Here is a 20,973-nt window from a genome sequence, read left to right as displayed (position 1 = left end):
GGCGCGATGGCACTGCAATCACTCGATATCAGGCGCCAGTCGGCCACCACCGTACAGCCGACGTCGGTGCGCGAGCCGGTCAACGGCAGCGTCGCGAAGCTGATCGACGTCAGCAAGTGCATCGGCTGCAAGGCGTGCCAGACCGCGTGCATGGAGTGGAACGACCTGCGCGACGAAATCGGCATCAATCGGGGTGTCTACGACAATCCGCCCGATCTGACCGAACATTCGTGGACGGTCATGCGCTTTGCCGAGTATGACAACCCGAACGGCAACCTCGAATGGCTGATCCGCAAGGACGGCTGCATGCATTGCGAAGATCCGGGGTGTTTGAAGGCGTGTCCGTCGCCGGGCGCGATTGTTCAGTACACGAATGGCATCGTCGATTTCCATGAGGAAAACTGCATCGGCTGCGGTTATTGCATCGCGGGTTGCCCGTTCAATATTCCGCGCCTTTCGAAGTCCGATCACCGTGTGTACAAGTGCACGCTGTGTTCGGATCGCGTCGCGGTGGGGCAGGAACCCGCTTGCGTGAAGACGTGTCCGACCGGTGCGATCGTGTTCGGCACCAAGGTGGACATGATCGCGCATGCCGAAGAACGCATCGTCGACCTGAAGTCGCGCGGTTTCGAACAGGCAGGCCTGTACAACCCGCCGGGTGTGGGCGGCACGCACGTGATGTACGTGCTTCACCACGCGGACCAGCCGTCGCTGTACCACGGGCTGCCGGACAACCCGACCATCAGCCCGATGGTGCGCGTCTGGAAGGGCATTGCGAAGCCGCTTGCGCTCGCCGTGATGGCGTTCACCGCGCTGGCGGGCTTCTTCCATTACACGCGCGTCGGGCCGAATGAAGTGACCGAGGACGAGGAAAACGCCGCGCGCGACGAGGCCCGCAGAATCAGGGAGCAGCGCGGAACGCAGTCTGTCGACAAGCCTGAAGGCAAGACCGAGGAGCCGACCCCATGAAAGATCACGATCCGAACCTGATCGTGCGCTACACGCCCAACGAGCGCACCAACCATTGGATTACCGCGATCACGTTCGTGCTGCTCGCGTTGTCCGGGCTGTCGATGTTCCATCCGGCGATGTTCTGGCTGTCCGCGATATTAGGCGGCGGCCAGTGGACGCGCATTCTGCATCCGTTCATCGGTATCGTGATGTTCGTGTCGTTCCTGATACTCGCGCTGCGCTTCTGGCATCACAACTATCTCGACGCGAACGACTGGCAATGGATGCGGCAGATGAACGACGTGCTTGCCAATCGCGAAGACAAGCTGCCCGAAATCGGCCGCTACAACGCCGGACAGAAGCTGCTGTTCTTCGTGATGGTGGTCTGCCTTATGCTGCTGCTGTTGAGCGGCATCGTGATCTGGCGCGCGTACTTCGCGTTCTATTTTCCGATCGATGTCGTGCGGGCGGCGGCGCTGGTGCACGCCATCGCGGCGTTCGTGCTGATCGTCGGCATCATCGTGCATATTTACGCGGCGCTGTGGGTCAAGGGCTCGGTCGACGCGATGCTGCGCGGAACGGTGACGCTCGGCTGGGCCAGAAAACATCATCCGCGCTGGTTCCGGGAGAGCATCAAATAGGGCACACGATCCGGGAAATGCGCCGCCGCGGCGGCCGTTTTTCGCTTCCGCCTCTGCAGCTATTGCTGACTGGTCAAACCGGCGCGAGAATCTGGACACAGCGTGTCGGTGGTCAAACGCTTAAGTATGCCGATCGTGTGATGCCTAACCGGAGCCCCGCCATTGGTGCAGCGCATACTCGACCCAGGGCAGATCGAATCGCTCGATCATTCCGCCATTCCGCGTATCCGTTTGCCCGAGCGGGTTTCTTTGTTTGCGACTCGTGCTGCGCGGTTGCGCAAGCTCGCGAACGATAATCCGATCGGCGGTTATCTGCGGCTCATGGCATCGTTGGCGGATGCGCAGCAGCAGGTGCTCGCGAAGTTCGAAGCAACGATGCCTTCCGCCGAAGTCATCGCGCAAGCGCAGCGGAACTCGATGCCGCTCGTTCCCGCGTTGTCGCCGGATCGCGATCCGGCGTGGCGCGATGTGCTGCAGCGCCTGCTCGACCGCATTGAAGCCTCGGGCCCGGTGGCGCCTGCGCTCGGCAAGGTGATCGATGCGCTGCGTTTGACGGGCGGCGCCGAACTTGACGCGCAAGCGGACGCGATTCTTGCGCAGCGTTTCAATGAGGTCGAACCGGCTACCGCGCCGTTCATCATGGCGGCGCTTCAGGTGGTGTGGACCGATCTTGCTACCCGCTTCGACGTGCGCGACATTCCGTACCTCGATACGCCGGGTACGTGCCCGGTGTGCGGCGGGCGGCCGGTGGCCAGCATCGTGCGGATCGGCGGACCGTACCAGGGTTATCGCTATCTGCAATGTGGACTGTGCGGGACCGAAACGCATAGCGTTCGCGTCAAGTGCTCAAACTGCGATTCGACGAAGGGCATTGCTTATCACGGCATCGAAGGCGGCAGCGACGCATTGAAGGCCGAATCGTGCGATGAATGTCATACCTATCGAAAGATCGGCTACCAGGAAAAGGACTTCGATATCGAGCCGCTCGCCGATGATCTGGCGAGCCTTACGCTCGATTTGCTGATGAATGAAGCGGGCTACGAGCGCAGCGGGCCCAATCCGCTGCTGTGGCCTGAAGTGGCATCGGACCGTTGAGCGGGGAGGCGCGCGTGAGCGATGCGGCGACGAGTGAACGGCGGCGCGCACGTCTTGCGCGCGTGCCCGCGGTTGAGCGTGTGATGTCGATGCACGCGGTGCAGAGGTTGACTGAAGTGTATGGGCGCACCCAGGTGATCGACGCAGTGCGCGTGTCGCTTGACGCGCTGCGCGGGGAATTGCTTGCGGAGAGGAATGCCGACGTGGCTGCGTCTGGTGGTGCAGATGGGGAGGCGTTGGAGTCTGCCGCCAGTTATGAAGCACACGTCGTTGCACGCGCAAGCAGTGTGCTCGAACAGCGCGCGCGCAGCCATTTTCGCCCGGTATTCAATCTGACCGGCACCGTATTGCATACGAATCTCGGGCGCGCGCTGCTGCCCGACGAAGCGGTGCGAGCGGTGGTCGACGTACTGACACGACCGGCCAACCTTGAATTCGATCTGACGACGGGTGCACGTGGCGATCGCGACGACCTGATTGACGATCTGATCTGCGAATTGACCGGCGCCGAGGCGGCGACCGTCGTCAACAACAATGCCGCTGCGGTTTTGCTGACTTTGTCTGCATTGGCGTCGAAGAAGGAAGTAGTTGTTTCGCGCGGGGAACTGGTCGAGATCGGCGGCGCGTTTCGCATTCCGGACATCATGGCGCGTGCCGGCGCGCGTTTGCGCGAGATCGGCACGACCAACCGCACGCATGCGAAAGACTATGAAGAGGCGATCAATCCGCGCACGGCATTGCTGATGAAAGTGCATTGCAGCAACTATGCGATCAGCGGCTTTACAAAGAGCGTCGAAATCGACGAACTCGCGCAGATTGCGCACCGTCACACGCTGCCGGTCGCATTCGATCTGGGCAGCGGCACCCTGGTCGATCTCGCGCAATGGGGACTGCCCGCGGAGCCGACTGTGCGCGGGACGATCGATGCGGGCGCCGATCTTGTCACGTTTAGCGGCGACAAGCTGCTCGGAGGGCCACAGGCGGGGTTGATCGTGGGGCGCGAAGCGTTGATCCGCAAAATTAAAAAGCATCCGTTGAAGCGTGCGCTGCGCGTCGGCAAGCTCACGCTTGCTGCACTTGAGCCGGTGTTGCAGCTGTACCGCGCGCCCGAATTTCTCGCGCAAAGGCTGACGACACTGCGGCTGCTTACGCGGCCGGCCTCCGATATGCACGCAGCGGCTGGGCGTGTGCAGCCATCGCTGCAGCACGCGCTTGGCGAGCGCTACGCGGTGAGTGTCGAACCGATGTTCAGCCAGATCGGCAGCGGTGCGTTGCCGGTCGATCAGTTGCCGAGCTACGGACTCGCGGTGCGCGTCACGACAGCGAGGCGCGGCGGCCGTGCACTCGTGCAACTGGAAAAGGCGCTGCGCGATTTGCCGCGCCCGGTGCTTGGCCGTATCGCTGACGATGCGCTGCGGCTCGATCTGCGCTGCCTCGAGGTGGCCGACGAAACATCGTTCATCGCGCAATGGGCGGAGTTGCGCCTATGATCGTCGGCACGGCGGGCCATATCGATCACGGCAAGACCACATTGGTGCGCGCGCTGACGGGCGTCGATACCGACCGCCTGAAGGAAGAGAAAGCGCGCGGTATTTCGATTGAACTGGGCTATGCCTATACGCCGCTCGCGAATGGTGACGTGCTTGGCGTGATCGACGTGCCCGGACACGAAAAGCTTGTCCATACGATGGCGGCAGGGGCGTGCGGAATCGACTTCGCACTGCTTGTGATTGCCGCCGACGATGGCGTGATGCCGCAAACGCGCGAGCATCTGGCGATTCTGGAATTGCTTGGCGTGACGCGCGGTGCCGTTGCGTTGACGAAGGTGGATCGCGTCGATGCGGCGCGGCTTGCGCAGGTGCACGGCGAGATCGGTGCGTGGCTCGCTTCCACGTCATTCGACAGTGCGCCGGTTTTCGAAACGAATGCGACATCTGCCGGCGACCAGGGTGTCGTGCAGCTCGATGCCTATTTGCGTGACGCCGCGCTCGCGTGGCACGAGCGCCGTGACGACGGGTTATTCAGACTGGCGGTCGATCGTGTTTTTACGCTTGCGGGTCATGGGACGATCGTCACCGGAACGGTGTTCGCGGGACGCGTCGCGACGGGCGACACGTTGATGCTTGCGCCAGCGCTGAAGCCGGTTCGCGTGCGCGGCATCCACGCACAAAATCGCGCGGCGCAAAGCGCGCATGCGGGACAACGTTGCGCACTCAACCTTGCCGGTATTGACAAGGATGCGATCGCGCGCGGTGACTGGATTGTCGATTTGCGTCTCGCGAAGCTATCGGAGCGGCTCGACGTCGAACTGACGTTGCTGGACGCCGCCGGCCTTACCTTGCAGCATTGGACACCGCTGCACGTGCATCTGGGCACGACGCATCGCGTTGCCCACGTCGCTTTGCTGGACGGCGATGCGTTGACAGCGGGGCAGAGGGCGCGTGTACAACTGGTGTTCGACGCACCGGTCTGCGCGCTGGCCGGCGATCGCTTGATCGTGCGCAATGCGCAAGCGACTCGCACGGTCGGCGGCGGACGCGTGCTCGATCCGTTTGGGCCCGCGCGCAAACGCAGGACCGCGGAACGGCGCGCGTGGCTCGATGCTTTGCGGATATGGCTCGATGATGGACGCATTGCACCGCTGCTCGAGCAGGCGCCGAGGGGCATGCAGCGCTCGATGCTGATGTGTTTGACAGGGTTGCCGCACGATGCGGTGGGGTTGCCTGATGACGCGGTCGACATCGCGTTACACGGTAAAGCGGCCAATGACGGGTTTGTCGTGCTGCGACATCATTGGAAGCAAATGCGCGAGCAGATTGTCGATGCGTTGCAGCAGTTTCATGCACGTTTTCCCGATGAGCAGGGGCCGGATGCGTCTCGTCTGCGGCGCATCGCCGCGCCGCTGTTGTCCGACGCGTTGTGGCATGCGTTGATCGACGCGCTCGTGGCCGAACGGATTGTTTCGAAGCGTGGGCCGTGGCTACATTTGCCCGCGCATGCGGTATCGCTTGATCGGCACGAAGAAGCGCTTAAGCAGATGATTTTGCCGTTGATCGCTGATGGCGGCTACGACCCGCCGTGGGTGCGTGAACTGGCGGGTGCGGTACATCGACGCGAAGAGGATGTGCGTGCGTTGTTGCGCAAGCTCGCGCGGCAAGGCGACGTGTATCAGGTGGTGCGCGATCTTTTCTATCACCGGGATTTGATGCGGGAGCTCGCAGGTCGGGTCGCGCAGTTGGCTACGGAGCAGGATGGGGCGGTGTCCACAGCAGCGTTCCGTGACGCGACGGGGCTTGGGCGCAAGCGCGCGATTCAGGTTTTAGAGTTCTTCGATCGGGTTGGCTATACTCGGTTTCAGCGTGATGTGCACCTGTTGCGCGCGGATAGCAGGATAAACGAAACGTTGTAAATGCAACTAGTCGTTAGTGGTTGTCAGATTGCTGTTAAGGGAAGGCATACGCATCTGGTGGTGCGGCTGGGCTTCAAACCCAGTAGGGGGTGTCAGACACTCTCTGGTAGGTTCGACTCCTGCTGCCTTCCGCCAAGCACAGGACTGGAGATGCTCATTCCACCGCGCCAGAACGAGCCTTCCGGGCTAACGCCGTTGCAGATTGCGCGACGCGGTATTCGGCGTTTTGCGTCATCTCGATCTGACGCGCGGTGCGAAACTCGCGCGGCGTCACACCATATTTTTGCTTAAACGCTTTGCTGAAGTGCGAGGCATTAATAAACCCGCAACTGAATGCGATTTGCTTCACCTGCAATGTCTCATCGGCAAGCAGTCGCGCCGCGTGGTCAAGGCGCAACGACGTAACGTAGCGCATGGGTGATTGTCCAACCGAGTGAAACGCGCGCCCCAGATAGTTCGGTGATACGTTCATTTCGTGCGCGATGCGCGCAATGTTCAGATCCGGATTGCAAGCAAGGCGCGCAATGATCTGTTTCGCGTGCAATACCACGATCGCAGCACTCGATCGTTTGCAGGTCCTCGGCTCCTCCTTCAATACGATGTCCATCAAATCCAGACTTTGCTCCGCGAAGCGCGTTTTCAGGTCATCGCTGACCGTGTAGGCCAACTGTGCCAGAAACAGAAAATAATCGCGCACAGCGCACAAATCAGGCGACGATGCGTGGTCAATGCGGATGTCGCCGAGCCGGCAGGGAATACCCCGATGCTGCAGCGCCGACCTGGGCAAACGCAACAACGTGAAGTGCGACCGCTTGCCGACCACCTGTGCGAACTCGTTCAACGGATCGAGCACTAGCACGCTGCCCTCTTCGAAGTTGTGCACGATATCCCTTTGCCGGATGACCATGGATCCGTGTCTGACAATGGCGACAAAAATATGGCTGCCGCTGTCCCAGCCGGTATCCTTTTGTGACATCGGCGACAGCGTCTGATGAGCGAGGTTCTGCTTCGATGATCTGCACCTGCCCCGCCTGCCAGCCGACAATATTGCAATCTGCCGGAGGCCCGTCCGACAGCTCGCATTTCATGCCATAGTAATCACGAATAAGACGGACCCAGACATGCCGATTGAGATCATCAAGTAACTGACGCCCGGTGAAGCGGATTATCTTGGCAGGCATAAAAGCTTCCTGAAATTGACGGCCTGTCAGACAGATTGGCGCGAACTATCGATGCGGCTCACTGCAATCAATAAGCAAGCTAGTGCGCGTGATCGGCCTCGCTGTAGGTGTAGTTGAGCTTCTTGTCCTAGAGAACTGGAAACATCCAGGACGCTATCCCAACAAGCGCAATAAATGCCCCACTCAGTACTTCACCGTGGCGTTCGACAGCGCCGAAATTGACGCGCTGAAGCGATGTGGCCCAGAAAACGCAAACCAGTACGTAGGTCAGGATCGTGCTCGCCGCAAACACAAGCGCCATGATGAAGATCAGGCTTAACCCGTACTTGCCAGCAGCGAAGAAAACCGGGATTCCCTCGACCATAGGTGACGAACCGAGAATCAGCAGAAGCATCGTAAGCGATGAGATCTTTCGGGGCGTTCCCTTGTTGGATCTATGGTGGTAACTCTGGCCATGATCATGGCGTTTACGCTCCGTGAACACTACTTGGTAAGAGCGTCCGCTTTCATCGTGTCCGACCATGATGCTGGCGTCGAACTCATGCGGTTCGGGAATTTCCTCCAGAGACTCCCAATACTCTCCGTGTCGTGCTAGTGCGAACGTTTGGTGGATACCGTCGTCGCGACACGTCTCGACGGTGACATTTGTCACCGAGTCAGGTCGCGATGACGTAAAGCGAAAGCGCGGCGATCGACCGAACTCATAGATGGATAGATGAAGTGCGCCGTGTTCACTATTGATCCGCTGCAGCGCGGGGCCATGAATTCGATTTGCGGATCCGTCCGAGGCGATGAGACGGGAGAATTCATGCGTGTGGCCGTGCTGCTCATTCATATGTCCATGGCCATCACCCGAATGCAGGTTGAACCACGATGAAACGGCAATCCACAGTCCAATGGCAACGAGTGCCAGGCTAGACAATGTGTCGACCCAATGTCCGAACTCTTCCGTGACCACAACGCCGACGAGCCAGACCATTGCAGCCAGAACTAGCGTTGTCACGACATGCCCGATTCCGACAAGGAGCGCGGCCCGTGCTGTCTCAGTCCGGCTCCAGGCCCGCTGCCGTGCAATGAGCGTGATGGGCAGCCAGTGGTCAGGGACGATCGTATGCAGAACACCGACCACAAGTACCGTGCCGACGAGCACCCCTGCTGACTCCGTATGCAACCCCTCAGTAAGAAGATCCATTATGTGGCCTATAGCTTTTCGCCGACCTCCTTGAATTCCGCGAACACGTCCTGGCGGACTCAACGCCAGTTGCAGCTTGTACTTCGAGGCGATGGTCCGCCTGGTCATGAATGAGAGCCCTCTTCGCGATAGTGATGGGCTTCTCGATTCCAAAAAGCTGCAAGACGAGTTCGACGCAGGTCCGATCGGTTTTAATCATCGTGACCACCTTACGCAAGTGCCCGTCGGCGCGTTGTGGACGCAGAGTGACGTCCGCATGAGAGGTGTGAGTAGTGATTTTGCTCATAAGCCGTATCCTATCCCCCTGGATAGGATAAGTAAAGACGCTCGAATATTGGATCAAGTTGCCCCTGAGCGAAGCTCCCGGACGGCTATAGAAACGAGCCGATCGGCGAGCCGCACCCTAGACACATCGGCGTTAAAGATCAATCAATTCCGGATGAAGTTGAATGTGCAAGACGACAAGCCATCGCCGCGGGCAATCTCGCGCGATACCGGTTACCACACGAGTGCGTGGCGCCAACCTCACGTAGCCATCGTCTAACGCGCGTTGATATGCGCTCCTTGCATCCCGAACGGCCCAGACCATAACCAGAATCACGGTGCTGGCCAGATGCGCCAGTATGACTGGCAAGAGAGCGGAATCAGAAAAGGGGAAGAAGGTGGCCACGAAAATCAATGCCTCCACCTCAGAAACAGCAACGCCGAGCAGCGTGACACACAACCATCCCTTGATCAATACTCTGGTACGTGCTTCCATATTGTCGTACCGCTGTTATCCGGTCATGAAAGGAAATGATGCGAAGCAGGTCCGGCGCGCACCTTATTCCGGTACGGGTTCGGCTTCGTTTGCGGACCAGCTGACGCTAGACACACCCTTCTCCATGCTGATGCGGCTCGCGATCTGTTCGAGTCGAGTCTGATGGCTCGGATGGGTGCGGCACGTCGCGGCGACCTCGACACGCGGGGGATGATCTGAACAGTCCCGGCTCGTCAGACTCTGGAACGACAAAGGCTCGGAATGGATCGCATTCGACAGTAGCGCTCGAATGTGGATTTCATCTTCCTCCCGGCACACAACCGTCAATTGATACGCGCGTATAAGGTCCGCTGTCGACACGGGAGCAGCATTGATCGCCCGGCTGATCTCACGCAACACGGTATTCGCGGTAAGAACCGCGATCGTCCCCGCAAGAGCGGGGCCATAGTATCCCGTTCCTGACAACACCCCCACGGCCGCCGCACACCACAAAGTTGCCGCCGTGTTGATGCCGTGTATCGATCCCTTTTCCCGCATGATTACGCCGCCCCCCAGGAAGCCGACACCGGAAACGACATAGGCCGCGATCTGTGTGACTCCCGTTCCCATTAGCGTGCCGAGCGATACAAACAGGCAGGCACCGCATGCCACCAGCGTGATCGTACGCAGCCCCGCCGTGCGCTGACGTATCTGCCGCTCAAGGCCAATTGCGACGCCGCACGCGAACGCGGCCAGCAGCCGCCCGACAAATTCGAAGGTCATATCATCCTCTTCCATTTCTGATTAAACACAATATTTCGATATCCTTACTGTTATAAATATGTCTCGCTTTGACTACGAACGTAGGACCGAACGGAGACAGGCCGGACCGACAAATGTCGGCTGGCCAAACCCTTTCTCCGGACGAGCAAAAGCCTCGACCGGACAATGGAAATCAGGGTGCACGGGGGAATGGTAAAGACGCGCACCGTCTGCCTGATGGCAGGACGGTGGCTTATGAAAGGAAGCTCAGACGCCCTGTTGCTCAGGTAGCTAAATATCTCTTAGATCGACTACTGCTTGAGTCCAAAATCGGCACCTGTTCGTGAAGACCCCCGGATTCTAATAAGCCTGACGTTGTCAGGTCAACCCGATACTCGCGACACGGAGATGCAATTACGCAACAAGTATCGGAGGTTCGCATGCCGAATCTATCAATGCCCGGAGGTTAGGCAATCCGTGTTTTGTGGTGCAAGAAGGTACCGGTCAGAATTGATGTGTTTTTTACTTGCACTGCTCATCAAGCGTGCATAGAATCCGGCCCGTCTCAATGAAAGGAGTCCCTTGTGGACGATTGCTCTAGTAGTGGAAGTCCGATGCCGGCCTGCGCCGGCAACACATACGCGATCTAGCAGCCACGAGCGCACGCTCTTGCCGCTAGCTCGCATCGCGGGTTAGCGCGCTTCTTTCTGGCTGGTATCAAACGGCCTGTCTTCAGCACGCTCACTCTGTTCGTCAGTTTTCCGCCAGCCTGGCTGCGCGGAAACCGTCGCATTCTGTTCGTCGCCTGCCGCTTGCGGCCGGCTGGGGATACCTATGTTTGCCAAAAAATCTGCCATGCTTCGCCCAAGGGCCACGGGATGCGTTAGCCCGTTCAGCGCCTTCACTTCGAACGTCTTGTCTCGCCCTTCGATAAGCCACTCAGGTATCCGACCGTGGCCCGTGTACGGCGGGAAACTCAGCGTGGCAATGCTGATGGCCTTCGGCGGCGCGTCCGCCATTGCGCAGAGCACGAGCGGCAATGCAACAAGCCAGGCGTCCGATACAAATCCGCCCGCCCAGCAGGGACTCTGGGAACGCTCCAATCTGTTCGGCGATATGGGCGGTCTGCGCCCGTGGCTCGGTAAGTACGGCGTGACGTTCGGCCTGCAGGAAACCAGCGAGTATCTGAACAACCTGTCGGGTGGCACTGCGCGCGGCGGCACATACGACGGGATGACGGAGATTAGCCTCGGCGTGGAAACGCAAAAGGCTTTCGGCATCGCGGGCGGTATCTTCAATGTGTCCGCCTTGCAGATTCACGGGACGAGCATCAGTACACGCAATCTGCAGACTTTGCAGTTCGCGAGCGGAGTCGAGGCGCAGGCCACGACACGCCTTTGGGAACTCTGGTACCAGCAATCGCTCGCGGACGGTCGCGTCGACATCAAGATCGGTCAGCAAAGCCTTGACCAGGAGTTCATGACGAGCGACTACGCGAGCCTATTCATGAACGCGACCTTCGGCTGGTCTGCACTGCCTTCCGTCGATTTGCCTGCCGGCGGCCCGGCTTACCCGCTAGCATCGCCCGGCGTGCGTGTACGCGGCGCGTTGACGGATACGGTTACGGTACTCGCAGGGGTGTTCGGGGGCAACCCTGCGGGAAGCGGTGAAGGCGACCCGCAGCAGTTAAACGCACACGGTACGAACTTCAGCCTCGAAGGCGGTGCCTTGTTGATCGGGGAAGTCCAGTACGCGCTAAACCCGCCCTCAGAAAACGCACGCTCTGCGAGCGCGTCAGGCACGCAGTCTTTCGATCTACCCGGCACCTATAAGCTCGGCTTCTGGTACGACACGCAGCAGTTTGCGGATCAGCGTGTTTCCAGCAATGGCGTCTCTCTGGCAAGCCCCGCAAGCAGCGGCGTCCCGCAAAACCATCACGGCAACTGGAGCGTGTACGCGGTCGCCGACCAGATGGTTTGGCGACCGGCAGCCGACAGTGCGCAGTCAGTCAACGTGTTCGCGAGAATCATGGGCGCACCGGGCGACCGCAATCTCGTCGACCTGGGCGTGAACGCGGGCGTGACGCTGAAAGCGCCCTTCAAGGGACGTGACAACGATGCGGCTGGGCTTGCCGTCGGATACGCGAAAATCGGCTCGCATGCACGTGATCTCGCAAGCGACACAGCCGCCTTGAGCACGCCCGGCTATCCATCGCGCAGCGCCGAAACCGTCATCGAAGCGACCTACCAGTACCAACTGGCCCCATGGTGGCAACTGCAGGGCGACATGCAGTACTTCATCCGGCCCGGTGGTGGCATTCCGAATCCCGGGAATTCACCGGCACGTATCGGCAACGAGTTTGTCGTCGGCGTGCGGACCAGCATCGTGTTCTGAACGTCCAGGCGTCGGTGAGCCTTCGACGAAGGCTCACCGAGCAGGTTTTACAGATACTTGCTGATTTCCTTGAATTCGGACAATGCAACCTTGGCGGACTCGCCATCATCGTCGGCTTGCAATCTGATGCAGTGATCCACGTGGTCATGGATAAATGCCTTCTTCGCGTTGATGATGGCTTTTTCGATCGCATGCAACTGCTGCGCGATCTCAACGCAGTTCCGGCCCGCTTCGATCATTGCAACCGTGCTGCGCAGGTGCCCTTCGGCACGCTTGAGTCGAAGAACGATATCGGGGTGTGACTGATGGCTTTTGCTCATAGTTCGAATGGTATCCTCCTGGAGGGGATCAAGCAAGCCCGCCGATATTGACGAAGGAAGGCTTCCCCCCTAAATAATTTGCGGAAAACGTTGACAGCCGCTTATCTGCCTGCCTAGAATGCCACGTCTTCAGTAATCAGGAGCTGACGCCTTGGACAGTAGCAGTAGTCGACCTTCGAACAACGCCTGACCGGCACGACGTCCAGCCCCGATCTTTCCTGGCCGCCGCTCTGCCCGCAGGCAGACGGTGCGCGCCGTAGTCCGCTGTAGCCTTTTTCTTCGACTCCCCCGCGCATCAATTTCGAATGGCCGTCCAGCCGTTGGCGCGGCGCGCCTGCATGTTGCTCGCTCGCAGCGCAAACGGTGTGGTGCATGCAGGCCATCTGGTCTCGCGTGCCGTTCGTTCGCGCGGGCATCCTCCCGACCCGCGCGTGGTTAAACTCGTCCGCGCATATTGCGTGGCAAGACGCAAAAGGAGTGGCTCATGGCTGATCCCGATCCCGACCCTAGTCGATTACGGAACCGGCACCCTCATTCGCCGGACCTCATCCGTTTCGCCTGATCCCGCCACAAGCGTTCTTTCTACTCTCCCCCACTCGCTGGGGAAGTTCGAATTTGAGCCTGGCGTGACTCTCGCGAAGCACCGTTACGCAAGGTTCAGATTCAATTGAAGGAACGATCATGCATTTCGCACTGCTACTTTCTAAACTCCCGCACGTCGAAGACGCGCGGGCCGAATACGGCAACCTGCTCCGCTCCGGCTCTCATTTTCACCATTTGCGCGACATCGCCGCCGCTGTGTGGGCCGTGATCCGGAAACTTGCCGCGCGTGAGACTCAAAGGCGTTGATGCATAACGCTACTGACAAGAAACGATCTTGCGATGCACGTGAGCCCTGATGCATGCCGCCGTCTGACGGGTTGTTCGAGATAGCAATGCATGGAGTTCACGGAGCATCGGCTTACCCAAATTAATGCCGACAAACTCCCATGAACAAACCTGCTATCCATACGTCCCATATTAATGTCGTCCTGCGGCTGAGACACGCGGAGTTGAATCTGCACGACATCATTTCGATGATCGAGGCAAGTCAGAACTGCATAGATGTGGCGAGGCAACTCGATGCCGTTGAGAAGGCCGTCACCCATGCAAAACAGGCGGTGATTCATGACCATATCGACCACTGTCTCGATGCCCGGGCGGGCATGAGTCGTGAGGCCGCTGAGGAGGTGCTCTCCGAATTCAAGGAAATCAGCCGCTATCTATAAGTCCGCTCCGATCACGTTACCTCGTTACACGTTCCAGCTCTGATGGAAGAACCGCAGAGCCACACATCGGATATTTTCATTCAAGTTAAAAAGAGGGAGTTCTTCTCATGTCGATTGATGATAGTTGTTACTGGTTTTGAGAAAGCATTAAGAAGATTACGGTCACGCAATAGCGAACAAAGGCTTCGCCTGACTCGGCTGACACGGCGTTAGCCCAACCATGGTCGCAATGAATGCAATGAGCCGACGTGGATTGTTCCGATCAGGTATCGCTTAGGAGAAGAAAGAATGTCTACACCGCACACCACCTCACCGCAAATCGCATCGAAGCGTACGGCGGTGCTTGATGAACTTCATATTGGGGATATCGAAGGTGCCCTCGGTACGATAAAGCAGCACGACAATGGCCGCCGTACTACCTGGTGGGCGCGCTTTCGTACGCTCATGGCGATCGTGGGGCCGGGTCTTATCGTGATGGTCGGGGACAACGATGCCGGCGCGTTCGGCACTTATACCCAAGCCGGTCAAAACTATGGCACCACGTTGCTATGGACTCTGCTGCTGCTCATACCGGTACTCTATGTCAACCAGGAAATGGTACTGCGTCTCGGCGCCGTCTCCGGTGTCGGCCATGCACGCCTGATTTTTGAACGTTTTGGCAAGTTTTGGGGCGTCTTCAGTGTCATCGATCTGTTCGCGCTCAATGCGCTAACGATGGTCACAGAGTTCGTCGGCGTTGACTTTGTACTGGACTTTTTCGGTTTTTCAAAAATCGCTGGCGTATGCATTGCCGCTGCTCTTATCATGATTGCCGTGAGCACCGGCAGTTTCCGCCGGTTCGAACGCTTTGCCGTGGTGCTGTGCGTAGGGAGTCTGCTACTGATACCGGTTCTGCTTAACGTTCACCCCCCGGTCGGACAAGTCGCTCGAGACTTCTTCATACCGAACTGGCCCGCGCACTCGAATCTGAGCGATGTCATGCTGCTTATCATCGGCATCGTCGGGACTACGGTAGCACCATGGCAGTTGTTCTTTCAGCAAAGCTATGTCGTTGATAAACGCATTACGCCTCGTTTCATCAAGTATGAGCGTGCTGACCTCTGCATCGGCATCATGATTGTGATGCTCGGGGCTGTTGCGATGGTCTCGATTGGAGCCGCACTCTTCGCCGGGAAGCCGGAGTTCGGTAACTTCACTGACACAGAAGGCTTCATTCGAGGACTGGCCAAGTACGCCGGACATACATCTGCCGTGCTCTTCGCGGTTGCACTGTTTGATGCCTGCCTCATCGGTGCCGCATCGGAATCGCTCGCGGCTTCGTATGCGATCGCTGACGTGTTTAGCCTCAAGCACTCACTTCATCGCAAGCCGTCGGACGCGAAAGGTTTTTATTTCGTGTACTTTGCGATCGTCGCAGCAGCGGCTGCGCTCGTCCTCGTTCCGGGAACCCCTCTCGGCCTACTGACGCTTGCTGTGCAAACGCTCGCCGGCATTGTGCTTCCAAGCGCAACGGTATTTCTGCTGCTCCTGTGCAACGACAAAGCGGTGCTCGGTCCGTGGGTCAATTCGAAGCCAATGAATGTCTTCACGGGCGCCATTATCTGGGTGCTGGTGATGCTGTCGATTATTCTGACCACCTCGGTCGTATTTCCGGACATCGGCAGTAACGTCATCATCGGAATTCTCGGCGGTGGCTCAGCGCTCGCGGCGCTTGTCTATTTGACAACCGTGCTTGTGGGTACTCGCAAGCGTAGCGCCGCGAACGCAGTCGAGGTTCGGGTCTACAGCAAGGAAGAGCGTGAAGCCTGGCGCATGGCGCCGCTGGCGGAATTGCCCGCGCCTACGCTGACTCTCGCCAAGCGATTCTGGATGGGCGTGTTGCGCGGCTATCTCCTGGTCGCGATTGTCTTGTTCATCGTCAAACTGGCACAAATGACTTTCTTCAAGTAGCGCGATATTGGCCTGTCGTCCGGGTGGAGATAATCCACGCTGGCGCAGGCCATGCTGCACGCGGGTCCTCATGGCCGGCGGGATTGGCCTGTTCTGCACGATGTCGTTCAACCAGATTCGCGCCGTGGCGCCGGGAAGCGCCACATTTTCATTGAAGGGCGTTCGCAGCGGCGCCGCAACAGCTTTGTGCAATGGGGAATGCAATGAACGGATGAACTGCCTGCGGATCATCAGCGATGGCGAGGCGGCGGGTGGGCGACTTGATACATGGATACTTTGTGGCTGGAAGCGGATATCCAGACCATCCGTGTGCGAATGTCCGTTTCATGAACGGACGTCTCGACACTTGTCTGCCACATTGATATCGATCGGTGCTGCAGGGCCTCTGCGCATCCATCCGGCAGCACATCGCAAATGTTCCTGTGTGATCGGCCTATGCACCTGGCATTGCTAGCCATAAGGTTTTGAGTTTCGCTGAGCGGCATCGTGATCCGTCACCCCGGCCACTTCCCGTTATACCTGGAACCAGGGATACAGCGAGGCAGTTCCGGTCCGGATAATACGTGTCGGCATCCGATCGGATGCGCCGACTGAAAAACCACGTCCACGACGACCGGAATGAGACGCTACGTACCGCCCCACCTACGCAATCCGGCGCCCGCGCCGCCTGTGCCACTTGCGCCACCGGTGCCGTTCGTGCCACCGCCACCTGCGCCGCTCGCTCCGCCCGGCCCCCCTCCACTGGCGGGGCCGCCGGCACCTTACGTCCCGCCCCATCGGCGAGGCCCGGTGCCGGGGCCAGTCGCGCCGCCCGTAGCGATCATCCCGCCCCCGCCCCCACCACCCCTGCCGCTCCCGCCGCCCGCATGGGCGGCGTTGCCGATCAGTCACCGCTATGTGACGGGTGACCAGTGGGGCCCGCTGGTCAAGCTGTATTTCGACGCCGCTCCGCCTCTACGTCCGGACCGTTACGAAGTGCACCTACACCTGACCGCGCACGGCAACGCAGTGCGCGTCGTCGGGTCGGTGTTGCGCAATGGCGTGCGGTGGCGCGCGGGGCATGGCATGACACGGCAGATCGGGCGGTTGCTGTTTGCCGCCTCCGCGGGCGCGGCGACGACCTATCATCAGTGGCTGGTCAACGAGGTCGCCGGTACGAGCTGGACGCTGGGTTGTGGGCGCGCCCAGGAGCCCCGGATGCGGGGTAACAAACCGGCGTATGTCGCGGCGGTGTTCGTGCCGCCACCGCCACCGCTCCCTCCGGCGCCGGCTCCGGGGGGGCCGCCGCCTCCAGGCTAGAGCGGGTCAGCCGGCCGCGTGACTGCCGTCTCGTATGATCGGCGTCCTCCATGCGAAGGCTGAGTCAACGAGCTATGGGCATTAATTTTCTAAGACTCGGTATCCTCTGTTTAACTAAAGGATCGGCAATCTTGTCAAAAAGCGAATTAGCCCCGTCCATAGCAGCGTTAAAAAAGCCGACGAAGCGGTCGTCGTACTGCGAAGTCCCGATCGGGTACTGGACCATCCGCCAGCGGTTCTGCGGGCTCGAATCGAAACGCAGGCTACCCGCGTTGTAGGCAGCACCGACGACCGGCGGATCGAAACCGGTGAGCCGTCCCTGCCGCCACATATAAGTCGCACCCGCTTCGATCGAAAGTGCCGGGTCGCGCAGATCCGCGATATGGATGTCCTGTCGCTGCAGTGCGTCGCGTGCTGTGCTGAGCAAGGTCTGCATGAGCCCGACCGAAACCTTCGCCGGTGTCAGTTCCGGATCGACGAACGAGCAGCCGGGTTCCCGTCGAATCGCATTCGGATTTCCGCTGCTCTCCACGCAGATGCAGGCGACGACGAGTTCAATCGGCACTTGTACCTTCGTCAGTACCGCGTAGATAATCGAAGCGAATTTTTCCATCACCTGCCCAACGGCCTCCTGGTCGCTCGGCGCATACACGGGGCCGGCCGCGTCATCCACCACCAGCCCATTTTTTTCCAGCGCCCACTGCGCTCTTCCCGCGCTGCCGCCGAAATATCGGTGCTTCTGCATAAGTGCGCTGATTTGCGCTTCAGTGAGGATGTCTTCTGCAAATCGGTCGGGCTGCACCGATGGAACGTCGAATAGCTCCGCCCACGTCATGTGCCCTACGACGCCATCAACAGAAAGTCTGTTCTTGCGCTGAAAGTCACTTACCGCGTTGGCGGTTTCGCGGCCGAAGAGACCATCGGTCTTCAATTGGAAGCCCTTGGTGTACAACTGCCCCTGAACGTCGACCACGTCGCCTCCGCGCATCATCGGCGACGTGAACCAGAGATTGCGAGTAAATGTGGACATGTCTTCGGCTCAAGGGTGGAGTCAATTTGCTGAGCGCAAACCCGAATGCTCAGCGACCGGAACGGTTCATGGCTGCGGGTTAGCGTTTTGTGGTGCCTCGTCAGGTGTAGCGACAACTGGCACCGTCAAGGAGGCGTTCAGCGCGCCCGCCGCAATCGAAGCGATCTGGTCGGGATGCGTCGGCAGACCGCCAAGGGCCTCGGCGATATACACCAGCCGCTCCAGTTCCGCACTGGCCTTGGGGTCGGGCAAGATCGCGCGCGCCGCGTTTGCCAGCTGTTGCAAATCGATCGTCGCTCCCTGCGGAATTCCGGGTACGGAAGGAAGCGGCAGCGCGGCGCCGACATGTGCGATCGCGCATTGGAAGACGACTGATGCGAGGTACTCGTCGAAGGCGGCCGTGACGTCCGCGAGCGACGCGAACGCCACTTTGGGTGAAGGAAAAGCGGGCTGGCCGGCAGCCGGTTGCGCCGCTCTGCTCACAAAACTCCACGCCTTGGACGCCAGATCTCCCGGACTCAGCGAACCGCTTCCTTGCTCTTTCTTTTGAAGCGCGAACGTGAGCAAGCCTGTGGCGGTATCGTCGTCAAGCGGCGAGTAATGCTCAAGCATCAAAGGAGCACCGGAAAGCGCGCACTTCGCCAGTGCGGCATCGACTGCCGAAGGCATAAAGGCCGGATCGAAAGGTTTGTTCAGCAGCGCGGTTTTGACAGGAGCGTAGCGTTGGCGATCATTGGCTAGCTGAATTCCTGCCGTAATAACACCGGCTATCAATCCGACCGGACCGCCCGGCAGTCCAGCGACGATCGTCGCTGCGGGACCGGCGAGCCGCCGGAACACTGCAAGCGCGGAACCCAGCGCGCCGGGCAGCCCGGCGGACTGTAACGCGGGAAGCTGCTGCGTCACCGTCGTAATCGCGTCCTGAACGCTTGCCGGGTCCGGGTTGCCTGTCGTGAGCGGCTGTATCTTCGCCACCAGATTGTTCAAGGTCGTCAGAGTCGATGCGGCATTGGGCAAAACGTCGGCGCCGATATTGAGCGTGGACGCCGCATGCGCGACGGTCTGCATCGCCGTGAGCTGGTCCGACAGGTTCTGAAGATCGGCTGCCGGTTGTGCAGCGCCGCCTGTCGTGTCCGTTGACGCCGGTGCCAACTGTGACGACACAACCTTTAGCACGCCTTGGGTGGCGCTCGCAGCGTTGTTGACGGCCGCCGCTGATGCCGTACTGGCTTTTTCGGTCGCGTCCTGTTGTGCACTAACGGCTGCCGTCGTTGCGGTGTGAATTGCGGCCGCGACCGTAGTGGTCGTATCTTTTGACGCGTCATGAGCCAGTTCGACGGCCTTCTGCACCTGATCGCTGTTACGCGCCGCAAAGTAGAAGGCAATTACGCTGCCAACAAAGCCGGCGATAGCGTTTGCGTTGTCCAGCCCCAGATAGTTCTGCAGCGCCAGCACGATCAGACCGAACACGACGATGAACAACGTAATCAGTGCGCGCACGCTTCCTTCGGGCGCTCCCAGCGGAAGTTGCATCAGATATTTGCGCCACTTGGCCGATTTATCCTTTGCGGCTTCGATCCAGAAAATAGCTCGTATGAGGTAGGCAAGCCACGCGATGATCGCGATGCTTAATATTCCGAATGCGATCGAACCGAGAATCAGAACAGAGATTTCGCCCTTGCGATCGCTATAGTGAGCCTGGGTGACCATGTTAGGGAGTTGATCCGCAGACAAGGTCACCATCCCGTCCTTGTCCACTGAATAGTTCAGCATTGCGACGATCGTGCTGGCAGGCACCTTGACGTATACAGGGGCAGGGGCGGACGCCGCGGTAGCGGGGGCCGCATCCGATGCCGCGTCACCGGCGTAGCTTTCGCCGCACGCCCCAATTGCAAGGAACATGATCACAACGATCGATATAACACACGATGTCAAGCGCTTGATCATGACGGCGATTTCCAAAACAACGGCTCGCGAGCGTGTTACCCGGCTTGCCTGGTTAAATTGGATTGCTAACGAATGGTTAGTCAGTAGATCGGCTATCAATCTTTTAAAGGTAGAACATTCGTTATTGGCCTGTTTGCGCGTTGCGTCCCGTTATGTATGCAAGCGCACATACGCCGATTAGCCAATCACAAGGCGAAACGTGAAAAGCTCGGTATCTATGCGTTCAGCACAACTCCACCAAAATGCGGCCTGATGCACGCTTACAAAAACATTTTGAAAGGTTGGTGCGCCATTGCTCGATCAAATCGGGAAGAGACACGGAGCGCGCGGACGCTGTCGTTGCCATGCACTTGCGCTCAGCATCGGGCCAAGCGAGACCGGCGCACAACCGGAAACGCAATGCGACAGGTACGTGCTGACGATACGAAGAACGATCGCGCGTGGGTTCGCAACGCACGCGCGCACGCCGGCTCCCACGTCTGCGTGAGGCTGATCCCGACTTCCGGATCAGCCTCACAGTCTGACTTCCCGCTAGTCTAGGACGTTGTCGCCACGAAGCCGATTGAGTTCTCAAGATACCGAGTCAGTTCTTCATCGCTAAATCTCGGTTCTTCAATACCGCTGCCCTTGAGAAAATTCGTCACGTTCTTGCAGTCCCAGCGATAGGTGTCCTGGTACAGTTCCACCGTGGAGCGTCCATCGTACATGTTGTCCCGGAACAGGCTGAGCAATGGATAGAGCGGAGCGTCGCGGTTGTCTTTCCACTTGCTCAGCCATTCCGCGAACGGAACGACG

At 59.3% G+C, this 20,973-nt stretch carries 19 protein-coding genes, 1 tRNA gene and 1 pseudogene; 11 read left to right on the top strand and 10 right to left on the bottom strand.

What is annotated here, in order from left to right:
• Positions 1-6 precede the first annotated feature (6 nt).
• The 6 genes from fdxH to HV796_RS03315 all read left to right on the top strand — a co-directional run bounded on the left by fdxH (position 7) and on the right by HV796_RS03315 (position 6,231).
• Entirely contained in the window at positions 7-969 is a 963-nt protein-coding gene (gene fdxH / locus HV796_RS03340) for a formate dehydrogenase subunit beta (RefSeq protein WP_175225044.1), read from the top strand.
• The gene (locus HV796_RS03335; RefSeq protein ID WP_175225043.1) at positions 966-1,592 is read left to right on the top strand and encodes a formate dehydrogenase subunit gamma; all 627 of its coding nucleotides are present in this window, start codon (positions 966-968) and stop codon (positions 1,590-1,592) included. Before fdxH ends, HV796_RS03335 begins: the two co-directional genes overlap by 4 nt.
• A gap of 162 nt (positions 1,593-1,754) precedes the next feature.
• Positions 1,755-2,687 carry a formate dehydrogenase accessory protein FdhE gene (fdhE, locus tag HV796_RS03330; RefSeq protein ID WP_175225042.1) on the top strand — a complete coding sequence of 311 codons (933 nt, stop codon included), beginning with the start codon at positions 1,755-1,757 and terminating at the stop codon, positions 2,685-2,687.
• Between the two features lie 14 nt (positions 2,688-2,701).
• Positions 2,702-4,177 (top strand): L-seryl-tRNA(Sec) selenium transferase, encoded by a 1,476-nt coding sequence (gene selA, locus HV796_RS03325; RefSeq protein ID WP_175225041.1) that lies wholly within the window; start codon positions 2,702-2,704, stop codon positions 4,175-4,177.
• Positions 4,174-6,096, top strand: coding sequence for a selenocysteine-specific translation elongation factor (gene selB, locus HV796_RS03320; protein WP_175225040.1), 1,923 nt, complete (start codon positions 4,174-4,176; stop codon positions 6,094-6,096). Before selA ends, selB begins: the two co-directional genes overlap by 4 nt.
• A 39-nt stretch (positions 6,097-6,135) precedes the next feature.
• Positions 6,136-6,231, top strand: a tRNA-Sec gene (locus HV796_RS03315).
• A gap of 19 nt (positions 6,232-6,250) precedes the next feature.
• On the opposite strand, the gene HV796_RS03310 is transcribed toward HV796_RS03315, so the two are convergent.
• From HV796_RS03310 to HV796_RS43340, 6 genes are all read right to left on the bottom strand, one after another.
• Positions 6,251-7,072, bottom strand: a complete 822-nt coding sequence (locus tag HV796_RS03310; RefSeq protein ID WP_175225039.1) for a helix-turn-helix transcriptional regulator — start codon at positions 7,070-7,072, stop codon at positions 6,251-6,253.
• Positions 7,073-7,404: 332 nt separating this feature from the next.
• On the bottom strand, positions 7,405-8,469 hold the full coding sequence (locus HV796_RS03305) for a hypothetical protein (RefSeq protein ID WP_175225038.1): 1,065 nt from the start codon (positions 8,467-8,469) through the stop codon (positions 7,405-7,407).
• Positions 8,453-8,755 carry a metal-sensing transcriptional repressor gene (locus HV796_RS45795; protein ID WP_175225037.1) on the bottom strand — a complete coding sequence of 101 codons (303 nt, stop codon included), beginning with the start codon at positions 8,753-8,755 and terminating at the stop codon, positions 8,453-8,455. The genes HV796_RS03305 and HV796_RS45795 overlap by 17 nt, the downstream gene beginning before the upstream one ends.
• Positions 8,756-8,887: 132 nt before the next feature.
• On the bottom strand, positions 8,888-9,229 hold the full coding sequence (locus HV796_RS03295) for a hypothetical protein (protein ID WP_175225036.1): 342 nt from the start codon (positions 9,227-9,229) through the stop codon (positions 8,888-8,890).
• Between the two features lie 63 nt (positions 9,230-9,292).
• On the bottom strand, positions 9,293-9,991 hold the full coding sequence (locus HV796_RS03290; RefSeq protein WP_175225035.1) for an MgtC/SapB family protein: 699 nt from the start codon (positions 9,989-9,991) through the stop codon (positions 9,293-9,295).
• A gap of 671 nt (positions 9,992-10,662) precedes the next feature.
• Positions 10,663-10,875, bottom strand: a complete 213-nt coding sequence (locus HV796_RS43340) for a hypothetical protein (protein WP_217477842.1) — start codon at positions 10,873-10,875, stop codon at positions 10,663-10,665.
• Between the two features lie 82 nt (positions 10,876-10,957).
• On the opposite strand from HV796_RS43340, the gene HV796_RS03285 reads away from it, so the two are divergent.
• A complete protein-coding gene (locus tag HV796_RS03285; RefSeq protein WP_175225270.1) occupies positions 10,958-12,364 on the top strand; it encodes a carbohydrate porin in 1,407 nt (468 codons plus the stop codon).
• A gap of 47 nt (positions 12,365-12,411) precedes the next feature.
• Here HV796_RS03285 and HV796_RS03280 read toward each other — a convergent pair whose 3' ends face one another.
• Positions 12,412-12,603, bottom strand: a complete 192-nt coding sequence (locus HV796_RS03280) for a metal-sensing transcriptional repressor (RefSeq protein WP_425497091.1) — start codon at positions 12,601-12,603, stop codon at positions 12,412-12,414.
• Positions 12,604-13,365: 762 nt separating this feature from the next.
• On the opposite strand from HV796_RS03280, the gene HV796_RS03275 reads away from it, so the two are divergent.
• The 4 genes from HV796_RS03275 to HV796_RS03260 all read left to right on the top strand — a co-directional run bounded on the left by HV796_RS03275 (position 13,366) and on the right by HV796_RS03260 (position 17,201).
• Entirely contained in the window at positions 13,366-13,533 is a 168-nt protein-coding gene (locus tag HV796_RS03275) for a hypothetical protein (protein ID WP_175225033.1), read from the top strand.
• Positions 13,534-13,673: 140 nt separating this feature from the next.
• On the top strand, positions 13,674-13,952 hold the full coding sequence (locus tag HV796_RS03270) for a metal-sensing transcriptional repressor (RefSeq protein ID WP_175225032.1): 279 nt from the start codon (positions 13,674-13,676) through the stop codon (positions 13,950-13,952).
• Between the two features lie 288 nt (positions 13,953-14,240).
• Positions 14,241-15,902, top strand: a complete 1,662-nt coding sequence (locus HV796_RS03265) for an NRAMP family divalent metal transporter (protein WP_175225031.1) — start codon at positions 14,241-14,243, stop codon at positions 15,900-15,902.
• Between the two features lie 618 nt (positions 15,903-16,520).
• Positions 16,521-17,201: a hypothetical protein gene (locus HV796_RS03260; RefSeq protein ID WP_175225030.1), complete on the top strand. Its 681-nt coding sequence runs from the start codon at positions 16,521-16,523 to the stop codon at positions 17,199-17,201.
• Between the two features lie 64 nt (positions 17,202-17,265).
• Here HV796_RS03260 and HV796_RS03255 read toward each other — a convergent pair whose 3' ends face one another.
• From HV796_RS03255 to HV796_RS03245, 3 genes and pseudogenes are all read right to left on the bottom strand, one after another.
• Positions 17,266-18,231, bottom strand: coding sequence for a transglycosylase SLT domain-containing protein (locus HV796_RS03255; RefSeq protein WP_175225029.1), 966 nt, complete (start codon positions 18,229-18,231; stop codon positions 17,266-17,268).
• Positions 18,232-18,297: 66 nt separating this feature from the next.
• Positions 18,298-19,989 carry a hypothetical protein gene (locus tag HV796_RS03250; protein ID WP_175225028.1) on the bottom strand — a complete coding sequence of 564 codons (1,692 nt, stop codon included), beginning with the start codon at positions 19,987-19,989 and terminating at the stop codon, positions 18,298-18,300.
• 725 nt (positions 19,990-20,714) lie between these two features.
• Positions 20,715-20,973: pseudogene (locus tag HV796_RS03245) on the bottom strand (hypothetical protein); the annotation flags it as partial.

Source organism: Paraburkholderia humisilvae, from assembly GCF_902859855.1.
GTDB lineage: Bacteria > Pseudomonadota > Gammaproteobacteria > Burkholderiales > Burkholderiaceae > Paraburkholderia > Paraburkholderia humisilvae.
This window is presented reverse-complemented; position numbering and strand designations above follow the sequence as displayed.

Excerpts from the sequence above, each read along its gene's own strand:
- fdxH (WP_175225044.1), top strand. The coding sequence starts at position 7 with ATGGCACTGCAATCACTCGATATCAGGCGCCAGTCGGCCACCACCGTA.
- HV796_RS03335 (WP_175225043.1), top strand. The coding sequence starts at position 966 with ATGAAAGATCACGATCCGAACCTGATCGTGCGCTACACGCCCAACGAG.
- selB (WP_175225040.1), top strand. The coding sequence starts at position 4,174 with ATGATCGTCGGCACGGCGGGCCATATCGATCACGGCAAGACCACATTG.
- HV796_RS03310 (WP_175225039.1), bottom strand. The coding sequence starts at position 7,072 with ATGTCACAAAAGGATACCGGCTGGGACAGCGGCAGCCATATTTTTGTC.
- HV796_RS03305 (WP_175225038.1), bottom strand. The coding sequence starts at position 8,469 with ATGGATCTTCTTACTGAGGGGTTGCATACGGAGTCAGCAGGGGTGCTC.
- HV796_RS45795 (WP_175225037.1), bottom strand. The coding sequence starts at position 8,755 with ATGAGCAAAATCACTACTCACACCTCTCATGCGGACGTCACTCTGCGT.
- HV796_RS03295 (WP_175225036.1), bottom strand. The coding sequence starts at position 9,229 with ATGGAAGCACGTACCAGAGTATTGATCAAGGGATGGTTGTGTGTCACG.
- HV796_RS03290 (WP_175225035.1), bottom strand. The coding sequence starts at position 9,991 with ATGACCTTCGAATTTGTCGGGCGGCTGCTGGCCGCGTTCGCGTGCGGC.
- HV796_RS03285 (WP_175225270.1), top strand. The coding sequence starts at position 10,958 with ATGCTGATGGCCTTCGGCGGCGCGTCCGCCATTGCGCAGAGCACGAGC.
- HV796_RS03280 (WP_425497091.1), bottom strand. The coding sequence starts at position 12,603 with ATGATCGAAGCGGGCCGGAACTGCGTTGAGATCGCGCAGCAGTTGCAT.
- HV796_RS03275 (WP_175225033.1), top strand. The coding sequence starts at position 13,366 with ATGCATTTCGCACTGCTACTTTCTAAACTCCCGCACGTCGAAGACGCG.
- HV796_RS03270 (WP_175225032.1), top strand. The coding sequence starts at position 13,674 with ATGAACAAACCTGCTATCCATACGTCCCATATTAATGTCGTCCTGCGG.
- HV796_RS03265 (WP_175225031.1), top strand. The coding sequence starts at position 14,241 with ATGTCTACACCGCACACCACCTCACCGCAAATCGCATCGAAGCGTACG.
- HV796_RS03260 (WP_175225030.1), top strand. The coding sequence starts at position 16,521 with ATGAGACGCTACGTACCGCCCCACCTACGCAATCCGGCGCCCGCGCCG.
- HV796_RS03255 (WP_175225029.1), bottom strand. The coding sequence starts at position 18,231 with ATGTCCACATTTACTCGCAATCTCTGGTTCACGTCGCCGATGATGCGC.